General features: G+C 74.4%; 9 protein-coding genes. 4 read left to right on the top strand and 5 right to left on the bottom strand.

Annotation, left to right across the window (positions count from 1 at the left end; all coding sequences use genetic code 11):
* The first annotated feature begins 188 nt into the window (after positions 1–188).
* Positions 189–1,289, top strand: a complete 1,101-nt coding sequence (locus ACFV0O_RS05435; RefSeq protein WP_380336728.1) for a hypothetical protein — start codon at positions 189–191, stop codon at positions 1,287–1,289.
* 251 nt (positions 1,290–1,540) lie between these two features.
* A complete protein-coding gene (locus tag ACFV0O_RS05430; protein WP_380336726.1) occupies positions 1,541–2,329 on the top strand; it encodes an SURF1 family protein in 789 nt (262 codons plus the stop codon).
* Positions 2,330–2,421: 92 nt separating this feature from the next.
* Here the strand turns inward: ACFV0O_RS05430 and ACFV0O_RS05425 are convergent, their stop codons facing one another.
* The 4 genes from ACFV0O_RS05425 to ACFV0O_RS05410 form a co-directional block, all read right to left on the bottom strand.
* Positions 2,422–3,111 (bottom strand): hypothetical protein, encoded by a 690-nt coding sequence (locus tag ACFV0O_RS05425; protein WP_380336723.1) that lies wholly within the window; start codon positions 3,109–3,111, stop codon positions 2,422–2,424.
* Positions 3,108–5,027, bottom strand: coding sequence for a S9 family peptidase (locus ACFV0O_RS05420; RefSeq protein ID WP_380336722.1), 1,920 nt, complete (start codon positions 5,025–5,027; stop codon positions 3,108–3,110). Before ACFV0O_RS05420 ends, ACFV0O_RS05425 begins: the two co-directional genes overlap by 4 nt.
* A gap of 281 nt (positions 5,028–5,308) precedes the next feature.
* Entirely contained in the window at positions 5,309–6,850 is a 1,542-nt protein-coding gene (locus ACFV0O_RS05415) for an MFS transporter (RefSeq protein ID WP_380336720.1), read from the bottom strand.
* A 236-nt stretch (positions 6,851–7,086) separates the two neighbouring features.
* Entirely contained in the window at positions 7,087–7,464 is a 378-nt protein-coding gene (locus ACFV0O_RS05410) for a nuclear transport factor 2 family protein (protein WP_380336717.1), read from the bottom strand.
* 246 nt (positions 7,465–7,710) lie between these two features.
* Here ACFV0O_RS05410 and ACFV0O_RS05405 point away from each other — a divergent pair, with 246 nt between their 5' ends.
* Positions 7,711–10,503, top strand: a complete 2,793-nt coding sequence (locus ACFV0O_RS05405) for an AAA family ATPase (RefSeq protein ID WP_380336714.1) — start codon at positions 7,711–7,713, stop codon at positions 10,501–10,503.
* A gap of 91 nt (positions 10,504–10,594) precedes the next feature.
* Here the strand turns inward: ACFV0O_RS05405 and ACFV0O_RS05400 are convergent, their stop codons facing one another.
* Entirely contained in the window at positions 10,595–11,533 is a 939-nt protein-coding gene (locus ACFV0O_RS05400; RefSeq protein WP_380336711.1) for a YDG/SRA domain-containing protein, read from the bottom strand.
* A gap of 219 nt (positions 11,534–11,752) precedes the next feature.
* Here ACFV0O_RS05400 and ACFV0O_RS05395 point away from each other — a divergent pair, with 219 nt between their 5' ends.
* On the top strand, positions 11,753–12,850 hold the full coding sequence (locus tag ACFV0O_RS05395) for an MrcB family domain-containing protein (RefSeq protein WP_380336709.1): 1,098 nt from the start codon (positions 11,753–11,755) through the stop codon (positions 12,848–12,850).
* Positions 12,851–13,198 lie beyond the last annotated feature (348 nt).

Raw genomic sequence — 13,198 nt, 5'->3', positions numbered from 1 at the left:
GGGGGGGGGGGCACCACCCCCCCCGGGGGGGCCGGGGGGGGGGGGCGCGCGGGGGGGCCCCCGCCCCCCCGCCCCCCCCGGGGGGCGGGGGGCCCCCCCCGCCCCCGCCCCCCGCGGGGGAGGCCGCAGGGGCGCCGGACGCCCCGGAACTCTCGGGACCGGGCGGGCTGTCGACCGACGAACGGGCGGTGCGGGAGCTGATGCACCACGCCGTCGCCGGGATCCAGCCCTCGGCCGGCGGACTGCCCCGGATCCGGCGGGCCGTACCCCGCCGCAGGGCCGCCCGGCGCGGTGCCTGGACCGGGGCCGCCGCCCTCGCGTTCGCCGTCGCGATCGCCCTGCCGGTCCTGCACGAGGGAGAACACCTCGGACTCTCCGGCGGCCCCGGATCGGCCGAGGCCAAGAGCCCCGCCGCCACCGCCCCCAGCGGCACCGCCACCGGCACCACCGGCCACGGCAGCGTCCCGCCCGCGGGCCCGGGCAGCACCGGGGACACCTCGACGGCCGCCGGCACCGCCACCGTCTCCCACACCCCCGACACCGGGGCCGTGCACGTCGACGGCACCGTCCCGCCCACCGGGACCGCCGGGGCCGGCGACGGCGGCATCATCCCGCTCTGCACCCGCACCGACCTCGGCGACGGCGCCGCGCAGGTCGGCTCGGCCGATGCGACGGGGCGGATCTACGGCTCCTTCACCGTCTACAACGTCTCCGGCCACAGCTGCCGCCTCGGCGGACCGGGCGCCGTCGCCGTCACCGGCGTCAGCGGCGGCGACCGCAGCCGCATCCGCACCGCCGACCACGCCCCGGGCGACGCGGCCGGCGGCCTCACCGCGATGGACGCGGAACCGCCGGTGCTCGCCCCGCAGACCGGGTACCGGCTGCCGTTCGCCTGGATCCCCGACCAGAGCTGCACCGGCGGCGCCACCAGCGCGCCGACCGGCCCCAACCAGGTCGCGCTGACCTCCCAGGCCCCGGTGTCCTCGGGCGTCCCTGCCGCCGGGGCAGCCGGGGCCGCCGGGGCCAGCGGCGCGCCCAGCGCCAACCCCCAGGCCACCTCGTCGCCCTCGGCGGGCCCCACCTCGGCCCCCAGCCCCACCGCCACCCCGACCGGAAACCCCACCACCGCGCCCCCCACCGCCACCATCGCCCACACCCCGGCCCCGGGCAGCCCCACGGCCGCCACGGCGACGCTGCCGCTGGCCTGCAGCGGGACGTTGTACCGGGGCGGCGTGCAGGCGGTGGGCGGTTCGGCGCCGCAGCCCTCCGGCTCGCCCTCGGCGAGGTGAGGGGCGCCCGCGGCCGAGGTGGCGGGCCGTCGGACGGGCGGTCGCGAGCGCGCTCGGACGTGCGGCCGGACGTGGGGGGCGCGAACGCGGGGTCGCACGCGAGGCCGACCACATCAGCTGGTTCCGGGCCGCCGGGGACGGGCACCGGGCCGACGCCCCGGGTGCGCCGTCGGGTGCGCCGTCGACGGGAGTGAGGGGCTCGACCGGGCCCTGGGGGCGGGACGGGTGTGAGGACTGGTTACCGTGGGGGTGTGTACCGGTTCCTCCTGACTCCGCGGTGGCTGAGCGGCACCGCTCTGGCCGTGGCGGCCGTGGCGGTGTGCCTGTGGCTGGGCTCCTGGCAGCTCGGCCGGTTCGAGGACCGGGTGTCCACGCACAACGAGGCCAAGCAGGCGATCGCCGCCACCGGTGAGGCCAGGCCGATCGACGCGCTGCTCGACCCGGCGACCCCGCAGGTGACCACGGAGACCGTCGGCAAGCCCGTCACGGTGACCGGCAGCTACGACGCCGAGCACCAGCTCCTCGTCCCCAACCGCGTGGTCGACGGCAAGCAGGGCTACTACGTGCTCACCCCGCTGCGCACCGCCGACGGACACGCCGTCGCCGTGGTGCGCGGCTGGGCGCCCGGGGCACCCGCCGCCGGGGCACCCGCCGGACCGCCGCCGGACGGGCCGGTGACGGTGACCGGGCGGCTGCAGGCCAACGAGGCCGTGGGCACCAACGGTGCGGTGGCCGGCGGGCTGCCGGCCGGGCAGCTCGGCATGATCAACCGCGCCTCGCTGCTGAACGTGCTCGCGTACGACGGCTGGTACGACGGCTGGGTGGCCGTCGACGAGGCCCCCGCCGGGCTGACCCCCGTACCGACCGTTCAGCCGCAGGGCGGGGACGGGCTCACCCTGCGCGCGTTCCAGAACCTGGGCTACACCCTGGAGTGGTTCGTCTTCGCGGGTTTCGTCGTCTTCATGTGGTTCCGCCTGGTGCGCCGGGAGGCGGAGGCGGAGCAGGACCGGGCCCTGGGACTGGACCCGGTCCTGGACTGACCGGACTGACCGGACTGCTGGACCGGCTGGACCGGCCGGACCGGCCGGACCGGCCGGTTGGTGGCGCCGGACCGGGGTCCGGCGTTCCTGGCTCAGCGCTTGGTCGGCAGCGGCGGCACCGCCGTCGGCTTGACCGGCGGCAGGGTCGGCGCCGGCGGAGCAGGGCTGGGGAGAGCCGGGGTCGGCAGGGCCGGGGTCGGCGTCGGGAACGGTGGCTGGGCCGGTGTCGTCGATCCGATCGGCACCGGCGTCGGGCCGCCGGAGCAGTGACTGTGACCGTTGCCGGAGGTGTTGTCCGAGTCGTAGTGGTCGATGTGGTGGTGCACGGTGCGCCCGGTCTTCGAGCCCTTGGACCCTGAGCCCGAAGACCCGGAGGAGCCCGAGGAGCCGGACGAGCCGGACGAGCCCTTGGAACCGCTCGACCCCTTGGACCCCTTCGAGCCCTTGGCGAGCTGGACCGTGCCGTCCCCGGGAGGCGGCTCGTACGCGACGAACGCCGCCGGTACGACGGAGACCCCCGCCCCGCCGGTGCTCGCCCCGCCCCTGCCCGCCCTGTCCAGGCTCGCCCGGGTCGCCGTGGCGAGCGGCGTGGCGGGAACGGGGGGCGCGGTGGGCGCGGTGGTGGGTGCGGCCGGGGCGCTCGGCTTGACGGCCGACGGGGTCGGCGCGGGCGGGCCGACCGGGGGCGGGCAGGAGGCGTTGTCGCTGTGCGATCCGGAGCAGCCGGTGAGCACCAGGGCCCCGGCCACCACCGCCCCCGCGAGTATCAGCACACGTCTCACGCCGACTCCCCGTCAGCGTCGCCCGCGGCCACGTCCAGGTACCGCCGGACGAAGTCGATCTCCAGCCGGAGCTGCTTGATCCGCTCCTCGACGACCAGCGACCCGTGCCCGGCGTCGTACCGGTACACCTCGTGCGGCTTGCCGAGCTGCTCCAGCCGCTCGACGTAGTTCTCGATCTGCCGGATCGGGCAGCGCGGGTCGTTGACCCCGGCGCTGATGTACACCGGCACCCGCACCCGGTCCACGTAGGTCAACGGCGAGGAGGCGGTGAAGCGGTCCGGGACCTCCTCCGGCGTGCCGCCGAAGAGCGTGCGGTCCAGCGACTTGAGCGCCTCCATCTCGTCGGCGTACGCGGTGTGGTAGTCCGCGACCGGCACGGCGGCGACGCCGACCGCCCAGGCGTCGGGCTGGACGCCGAGGCCGAGCAGGGTCAGGTAGCCGCCCCAGCTGCCGCCGGTGAGCACCAGCCGGCGCGGGTCCGCGAGGCCGCTGTCGACCGCCCACGCGCGGACCGCCGCGATGTCCTCCAGCTCGATCAGACCGACCCGCTCGTGCAGGGCGTCGGTCCAGGCTTGGCCGTAGCCGGTCGAGCCGCGGTAGTTGACCCGGACCACCGCGAAGCCGTGGTCCAGCCAGGCGGCCGGGCCGGCGGCGAAGGAGTCGCTGTCGTGGTGGGTCGGACCGCCGTGGATCTCGAACACGGTCGGGAGCGGGCCGTCCCCGGGGGTGGTCCCGGCCGGCCGCTGCACCAGGGCGTGCACCCGCCCACCGGGCCCGTCGACCCAGACGTCCTCGACCGGGACCGAAGCGGGCGGCACCGCGCCGGGCGCCCGCAGCACGACCGTCCCCGCGGTGGAACGGACGGCGGAGGGCTCGGCGGCGGACGACCACAGGTACTCGACGGTGCCGTCCGGACGGCCGGTGGCACCGCCGACGGTGCCGCGCGGGGTGTCGAGGCGGGTCAGCCGGCCGTCGGCGAGCGCGTACGAGAACAGCTCGCTGCGCGCCTCGTACTCGTGCTCCACCAGCAGTTCCCCGGCGCCGGGACGCCACTGCGCGGAGACGTCACCGGGGAGCTCGCGGCCCTGCTCGTCGCGCAGCGGCAGCGCGGTCTCGACGCCGGTGGCGACGTCCCAGATCATCGGCTCCCAGCGGCCGGTGCGCTGGTGGGCGACCAGCAGGCGGGTGTCGCCCTCGACGGGCGCGAAGCCCAGGCAGGCGACGCCGCGCGGTTCGTCCCGGCCGGTGACCTCGTCCAGTTCGGCGACGGTCTCGGGGGTGGCGGCGGTCCCGGCGGTGCCGGTGCCGGTGGCGGTCCCGGTGGTGGCGGTCTCGGTGGCGGTTCCGGTGAGGCGCACGACGCGGATCGCGGAGTGCATCGCGTCGCCGTGCTCGGTGTGGTCGATCGCGAGCAGCGTGCCGTCGTGGCTGAGGTCGCCGATGCCGCCGTACTCCGCGTGCCGGTAGATCTCGACGGGCTCGGCGTCGCCGGGGCGGCGCAGGTGCAGGGTGGTGCCGTCCTCGTCCGTGGACCGGCCGACGACCACGGTGCCGTCGCGGCCCAGGGCCAGACCGGCCGAGTAGGAGGGGGCGAGGCCGGGCACGGCCTCCTCGTCCGGGCCGCCCGCGAACGGCTGACGGCGCCAGACGCCGAACTCGTCGCCGTCGTGGTCGTCGAACCACCAGACCCAGGCGCCGTCGGGGGACAACTCGGCGTCGGTGGTGCCGTTCGGACGGTCGGTGACCCGGCGGTGGTCGCCGGTGGCGCGGTCCCAGGCGTAGACCTCGTAGGTGCCGGTCGCGTTGGACACGTACAGCGCCCGGTCCGGGGCGTCCTCGGCCCAGTCGGGCAGCGACACCCGGGCCGCCCTGAACCGCTGCTCCCACGCCGGTACGGCGCTCTTCTCCTCGCTCATCCGACCATCCAACCCGATCGGGGGGAGGGAATGGAACGGGCGGGTGGGCCTGGGGCCACCCGCCGGTGGTTCGGGGGAGTGCGCGAAGCGGCTGCGGGGCGCGCGAGGGCGTTCGCGTACGGTCCTTGAGAGGGCGTGCCCGCCGGGTTCGAGCCCGCCCGGCTTCCGTGCGCCGGGTCCGGGTGGGGCGGGTTCGCGTACGGCGGGACTGCCTGCGGTGGGTCCGGGCGGGGCGGCTCGTGCGGGGGTGGGTCCGTGTGGGGCGGCTCGTGCGGGGTGGGTCAGCTCGTGCGCGGCAGCAGCCGGACCAGGGCCACCAGCACCAGCTCCAGCACCGCCAGTGCCAGGACGCTGTGGCCGAAGGCGGCGGTCGGGTCACCGGCGCCGTAGTAGAGGAGACCGATCAGCGCGATCCCGAGCGCCCCGCCGACCTGCTGCACGGTGGACACCACCCCGGCGGCGGAGCCGGCCAGCCTCGGCTCGACCCCCGCCAGGACGACGGCGGTGACCGGGGCGATCACCAGGCCCATGCCGAGGCCGTCCACGAACAGGCCGGGCGCCAGCCACCAGACGCTGCCGTCCGAGACCTCGTACGCGGCGAGGGCGAGCAGGGCCAGCCCCGCGGCCATCAGCAACCCGCCGACGGTGATCGTCCGGCGGACGCCCAGACGGGCGGTGACCCGGTGCGTGGTGTTGGAGGTGATCAGGTAGCCGAGGCCGATCGCGGTGAAGACCAGGCCGGCGCCGAGCGCGTCCAGGCCGCGACCGAACTGCAGGTGCAGGGCGAGCACCAGGAAGAAGGAGCCCTGGCCGAGCCAGAAGGCGAGTTGGGCGAGCACACCGGCGCTGAAGGCGCGGTCGCGGAAGAGGCGGGTGTCGACCAGCGGGGTACCGGTGGCGGCTCCCGTGGCTCCGGCGGTGGTCCCCGTGGCCCCCGTGGCTCCGGTGGTGCCGGTGGCGGGCCCGGTGGTGCCGGTCGGGGTGCTGCCGGTCGGCGCGGTGTCGGTCGGCGTGCTGCGGTGCTGGTGCACGGCGAAGGCCGCCAGCAGGGCGAGCGAGGCACCGAGGCAGAGCACGGTCCAGAGCGGCCAGCCCAGCCGGGGGCCCTGGATCAGCGGCAGCACCAGCGCGGTCAGCGCGGTGGAGACCAGCAGCACGCCGACCGGGTCCAGACCGGGCCGCTGCGGGGAACGCGACTCCGGCAGGCAACGGCGGACCATCACCAGAGCGGCCAGACCGATCGGCAGGTTGATCAGGAAGCAGCTGCGCCAGCCGAGGCCGAGGAGGTCCGCCCGGATCAGCAGCCCGCCGATCAGCTGGCCGAACACCGCGCCGACGCCCATCGTCAGCCCGTACCGGGCGAAGGCTCGGGCCTGCGCCGCACCGCTGAACGCGGTCCGCAGGATCGCCAGCACCTGCGGGCCCATCAGCGCCGCCGCCAGGCCCTGCACCACCCGGGCGCCGACCAGCGTGCCGGCGGAAGGGGCGAAGCCGCAGCCCGCCGAGGCGAGCGTGAAGAGCGCCAGGCCGAGCGCGAACACCCGGCGGCGGCCGTAGCGGTCGCCGAGGCGGCCGGCGGTGACCAGCCCGGCCGCCAGAGCCAGGCTGAACCCGGCCATCACCCACTGGACGGCCGCCGGGCCGGCGCCGAGGTCGGCCTGGAGCGAGGGGAGGGCGACATTGACGACGAAGATGTCGAGGGCGGTCATGAAGGTGGCGGTCAGGACGACCGGCAGCAGGCCCTTGGGGGCCGGTGCGGCCGGCGCCGCCTGCGTGGCGGGCGGGGCCGGGGTGGGCCGCCGGGCGTTCAGGGCGGTGCTCATCTCGGGCTCTCCTCAAGGGCGTTGGTGGTCGGGCAGGTCGGGCAGGTCGGGCAGGTCGGCCAGGTCGGCCAGGTCGGGTGGTCCCGGGGCCGGGGTGGTGCGGGCGTTCGGTGGGCCGGGCGTGGGGGAGGGCCGGGCATGGGGAGGGGCGGGCGAGGTGGGGCAGGGCCCGCCCCCGCGCGGGGCGATGGCGGGCCCTGCGGCCCCGCGGCGTCGTGGCTTGCGGCCGGTGGGCCTCAGGCGCCCGGCACGCGGTCGAGGAAGCCGTACACCGCGCCGATCCGGCCGTCCGGGGTGGCCGCCAGCACGTCGAAGCCGATCACCACCGGCTCCGCACCCGCCGGGCCGAGGTTCCAGGTGAAACGGGCGATGTCGTGGTGCGCGTCCACCGGGCCGAGGGTGAACTCCAGCCCCGGGAACTGGGCCTGGGCGGCGCCGATCAGCGCGTCGATCGCGTCCCGGCCGACGACCGCGGCCAGTGGGTCGGTGTAGCGGCCGTCCTCGGCCCACACCTCGTCGACCAGCTTGCGGCGGGCCGCCGGGTCGGTCTCGTTCCACACCGCGAGGTAGCGCTCGGCGAGCTGCTGAAGGGCGGCGGTTGTGATCTCGGTCATCGTCATCTCCCGTGTTCAGGTGGGTTTTTGGCCGGTCGTTCCCGGTGCTCACCAAGGTAGGGAGGACCGGGCGGCGGCGAATCCGTCACGTATAGGCATGGGGGTACGTACGCCCGGGGCGGGGTTGCCGGTGTCGACCCGGTGTCGACCCGGTGCCGGCCCGGTGCCGGCCCGGTGCCCCGTGCAGGCGGGCCGACGCCGAAGACGTGCGCTGTGGCGGCGCGGCCAGGTGGGTAGGGTCGGGGCATGCTGTACGGACGGGAAGACGAACAGGCCTCCGTGGAGAGCCTGTTGGACGCGGCACGGTCCGGCCGTAGCGGCGTGCTGCTGCTCCGCGGTGAGGCCGGCATCGGCAAGACCGCGCTGTTGGACGACGCCGTCGCACGGGCGGGAGAGGCGTTCCGGGTGATCCGGGCCGCGGGCGTCGAGTACGAGGCCGAGCTGCCGTACGCCGGCCTGAGCCTCCTGCTCGCACCCGGACTCGACCGGCTGGACACCCTGCCCGGTCCCCAACGGCGCTCCCTGGAGGCGGCGTTCGGGCTCGCCGACGGCGCGGACGGCCCGGGTGAGGGGAAGTCCCCCGACGGTGGGGAGGCCCCCGGCAGGGCGGCCGACCGGCTGCTGGTCGGACTGGCCACACTCGCCCTGCTCGCCGAACTCGCCACCGAAAAGCCGCTGTTGTGCGTCCTGGACGACGTGCAGTGGCTGGACCGTGCCTCGCTGGACGCGCTGCTGCTGGCCGCCCGGCGGCTCCAGGCCGAAGGGGTGGTCCTGCTCCTCGCCTCCCGCGACGACACCGGCGTCCCCCCGCAACGCCGACTCGGCCTCCCCGAACGGGAGGTGACCGCCCTCGGCGCGGCCGACGCCGGCCGGCTGCTGGCCCGGCGGACCGGCCCCGACCTGCCCGCCCCTGTCCGCGACCGGCTGCTCGCAGAGGCCGCCGGCAACCCGCTCGCACTCACCGAACTCCCCGTCGCCACCGGCCCGCAGGCCCACACGCCGGGCGTCCTGTCCCCGGGCGGCCCGCTGTCGGGCGGCCTCCCGCTCACCAGCCGACTGCTGATCGCCTTCCACGGCCAGGTCACCGGCCTGCCCGCAGCCACCCAGACCCTGCTCCTGGTCGCCGCCGGCGAGGAACGCGGCGAACTCGACGTCGTCCTGCCCGCCGCGGCCGCACTCGGCGTCACCGCCGAACACCTCACCCCCGCCGAGGAATCCGGCCTGGTGACCGTCGCCGACGGCTGCCGGATCACCTTCCGGCACCCGCTGCTGCGCTCAGCCATCCTCCAACGCGCACCGCACCACCAGAAGCTGACCGTCCACCGGGCCATCGCCGAAGCCCTGCCCGCCGGCGACCGCCGCACCTGGCACCTCGCCCTCGCCGCCACCGCCCCCGACGCCGACCTCGCCGACGCACTGGAACGCGCCGCCGTCCGCGCCGGACGCGGCGGCGGCCACGGCGGCGCCGCCGCGTACGAACGCGCCGCCCGGCTCACCCCCGACCGCGACGACGCCACCCGCCGACTCGTCCTGGCCGCCGAATCCGCCACCGAAGAAGGCGAGTTGATCAGGGCCGAGGCGCTCGCCGACGAAGCCGCCGCCCGTACCGACAACGTCCTCGCGCACGCCCTGCTCGACCAGGTCCGGGCCACCGCCCACTTCTGGCGCGGCTCCTACCCGACCGCCTACCGGCTGCTGCTCGACGCCGCCGGCACCGGCATCGACCCCGGGTACGCCGCCCGGATGCTCTTCCAGGCCTTCCACACCGCCTGGTACGCGGGCGAGGCACCGGTCATCGCCGTCCTCGACCGCCTCGCGGCCCTCCCCCTGGCCGACGACGACCCCCTCGCCCCGCTCGCCCGCCACCTGCCCGCCGCCGTCCTCCCCGCCCTCGGCCGGCCCGCCGCACCGCCACCACCCGTCCGGGAAGCCGCCGACGCCGCCCGCCGGGCCGGCGCCGAGAGCCCCGCCGACCTCGTCCAACTCTGCGGCGCCACCCTCGTCCTCGGCCGCGACGAGGAAACCGCCGAACTCGGCGCCGAACTCATCGCCGAAGCCCGCGCCAAGGGCACCGTCGGCGTGATGCCCACCCTGCAGTTCTTCCTCGCCGAAGCCGAACTCTTCCACGGCCGCCACCGCGACGCCGAACTCACCGCCACCGAAGCCCTCGGCCTCGCCCGCGACACCGGCCAACACCAGTGGGTCAGCCAACTCAGCGCCCTGCTCGCCTACCTGGCCGCACTCGACGGCCACACCGACCACTGCGCCGAACTCACCGCCACCGCCCTCGCCACCACCGGCCCGCAGACCGCCGCCCCCGCAGCCGGCCTCCCCTGGGCCCAGTGGGCGCTCGCCCTCCTCGACCTCGGCCAAGGCCGCGCCGGCGCCGCCGCCGACCGCCTGCACACCCTCACCACCGGCCCCCACCGGCACCACGTCAGCGCCACCCGGGCCGTCCCCGACCTGGTCGAAGCCGCCGTCCGCCTCGGCACCCCCGAACGCGCCGCCGAACCGTACGAACGCTTCGCCCGCTGGGCCGCCGCCACCGACCGCCCCTGGGCCGAAGCCCTCCGACTGCGCTGCCAGGCCCTGCTCGGCCCCGACGAACTCGCCGAAGCCGCCTACCGCACCGCCCTCGACCTGCACGAACCCGACCACCGCCCGTTCGAACAGGCCCGCACCGCCCTCCTCTACGGCGAATGGCTGCGCCGCACCCGCCGCCGCACCGACGCCCGCCCCCACCTGCGCGCCGCCCTGGAGACCTTCGACCGCCTCGCCGCCCACCCCTGGGCCGCCCGCGCCCGCACCGAACTCTCCGCCACCGGCACCCCGGCCCCCACCGCCACCCCCACGGGCACCCCGCAGTCCCCCCTCACCCCCCAGGAACTCCAGATCGCCCGCCTCGCCGCCCGGGGCCTCACCAACCGCGACATCGCCGCCCAGCTCTTCCTCAGCCCCCGCACCGTCGCCCACCACCTCTACAAGGCCTACCCGAAGCTCGACATCACCTCCCGCACCGAACTCACCACGGTCCTCTGAGCCCAGGGCAGCACCCCGGACGCGGACGGGGCCCTGCCGACGTCTGTCAACGGGCCCCGCTTCCCAGATTGTTGGCGGAGTTGTTCCGGGATCAGCCCTGGGTGTGTTTCCACCCCTCGGAGTAGTGGTCTCGGTGATACGACAGATGTGTCGGGTCGACCTGATGACCGGGGGCTTCCCGCAGCCTCCCTAGCTCTGTTCCCGTCGCGCGATCGGTGATCGTCAGGTCGTCTGCGATGGCCAGCGTGCCAAAGTCGAACAGTGTGTGGTGGTTTGGGCACAGACACAGCACGTTTCCTGCGACGTCGGGCCCGTTGTGGGGCGCTCCCAGCCCCCGGATGTGAGCTGCCTCCGCGTAGCTGCCCGTGGGCGTGTGGAGTTGGTTGCCGCAGACCTGGCATGCGAAGTCGTGGGCCCGTTTCACGAAGTTCGCCACCCGGGTGCTGCGGACGATCCGCTGCACCATTGCTTCTGTACGTGTCGGCGCCTCCTGGCCCGCGGGCTCCACCGCTGGGGTTCCGCCCAGGGGCACTGCGATCGTGGACTCGTCGTTCGATGCCTCGACGAAATCGAGTTGGACCAAGCGGTAGCGCCAGATCAGGAAGTCGGACCTCCCGGTCTCGTGCCAGTAGTCCACGACACGGAAGAGCCCGTCGTACCGATACCCGGTGGTCGGCGAGTGCTGGGGGTCACCCATCCATCCGCGGACCACCCGTACTGGTATTCCGGTTGCCATACTGGTGGCTAGAGCGGCGTTGCCACGTGTGAGCTCCTGGTCGTCAATCTGCTGGCCGGTGTCCGAATTCCGGCCGCCTTGTCCGGTGTAGACGATGGTCCCGCCGTTGTCCTGGTCGTCCTCGTAGCCGCCGGACACGACGATGGACTCCGCCCCACGCTTTCCCGTCCCGCAGATGCCCGCTTGCAGTGGTCGGTGGACACGGGCCTCGGCAAGTGCGCGGCGATTGGTGAAGAGCCGTCCCACCGCGACACCCGGCGCGGCTCCGAAGCCGTCGAAGCCATCCGAGGTCACGGGAAGTACGTTTGCCTGCAAGTCCGAACCTCTCAACGTCAGTGAACGATGCGCCCCAGGTGGGGCTTTCACACCGCGGAACGCTCATGAGCCCCGCCTGGTTCCGCAGCGAGCCACGAGGATCGCCGACGTGACTCTCGGGCGAACTCTCCAACCGCCAAGTTCAGTTGGAGGAAAAACCTACTCTTGATGTCGGGTGGCCGGCTTACGATGCTCTCCATGACGCTTCGAGGTTTCCTGCACGAGGTTGGCATGACCTACAACCGCCTGGGCGGGACCAGTACGCCGACGGCTCAGCTGCTTCGAGATGCTCCATCCCACTTCGCGAACCATGTGCGGGGTGGCTACGTCATCAAGGGGAGCGCGGGGGCCGGCGCGGCTGCATTTTGTCCGTGGGTCGCGTTCTTCGACCCGGACGAAACCGATACCGCTCAGAACGGCATGTATGTGGTGTACCTCTTCGCCGAGGACATGCAGACCGTTTCGCTCAGCCTTAACCACGGTGTCACCGAGCTCCGCAAGAAATACAAGACCTCGGAAGCAAACCGCAAGCTTGCCGTGGAGGCCGAGGCCATTCGCGAAGCAGTTTCTCCCGGCGGATTTCCAGATCTGGAGACGGAGATCGACCTCGGCGGGCGGTCCGGGCTCCCGAGGGCGTACGAGTACGGGAACGTCTTCGCTCGTACCTACAGGATTGCCGAATTGCCCGATGAGGCGACGTTGCGCGATGACCTCGAACGTTTCATTACGCTCTACCAGAGCGCCTTGGTGGCTCGTGAGCAGCTGCGGCAGACGACGCGGGACGTCATCTGCACTGTTCGGGCCGAGGGTACGTGGACTCACGAGCGGAACGACGCGCTGCTGCACTTCGCGCCCAAGAGCGACGAGGAGTACGTGCAGACGATCGAGGGTCGCAAGATCCTGAAGAGCAAGAGGCACGAAACCCTGGTCCGTGATTACGGACTTCACCTCATCGCCCATGGGTTCGGGGTGGGAACCAATGTGCACCCGAGGGACATGGTCGCGCGCCGGGGATCCGCGCACTGGTTGATCGAGGCCAAGGCCGTGCAGCGGGGAAATGCCACCGACGCCGTGCGGGAGGCGCTCGGACAGCTGGCGACGTACTCCTTCCTGCTCTATCCGCACACCGAGCAGCCGACGCAGCTGGCTCTCTTCACCGAGGGGATCGGGAACGTCTACGTCAGGCTGCTGGAACACCACGGGATCGCTTCCGTCTGGCGTTCGGCGGCCGGGTGGTCGGGATCGCCCACCGCAGTCGCGGCGGGGCTGGCCACGCACCCGGAGTCAGCCGCGTAGCCGGTTCCACTCCGCTGCTCCTCGCGAAGGCCGAAAGAGTGAATGCCGCCGCATGCCCGCCACGTGAGTTGCGTCACGACCTCGCCCCGCTCTCGGGCAGTGGCGTGCCCCTGGAGGAGATTCCCCGGTTGGTCGGCCACTCGAGACGTCGACCGGTTCACCCGGGGCCCTGAGGAGGAGTCACCCCGGTGGGTGTGCACAACGACAGAGGGGGGGGGCGGGTTATAAGGCGCGCCCCCAGGACCGGGGGGGGGGGGGGGGGGTTGTTCACGGGCCTTTGGGGTGTTCCGGTGGTCGGCGGGTAAATGGCGCGCGACGGCGGCCAGCCGGCGCTCGGCTACCTCGACC

The sequence above is a fragment of the Kitasatospora sp. NPDC059577 genome (assembly GCF_042735475.1).
Classification (GTDB): domain Bacteria; phylum Actinomycetota; class Actinomycetes; order Streptomycetales; family Streptomycetaceae; genus Kitasatospora.
Note: the sequence above shows the minus strand (reverse complement) of the source record. Positions and strands in the feature narration are given on the sequence as shown.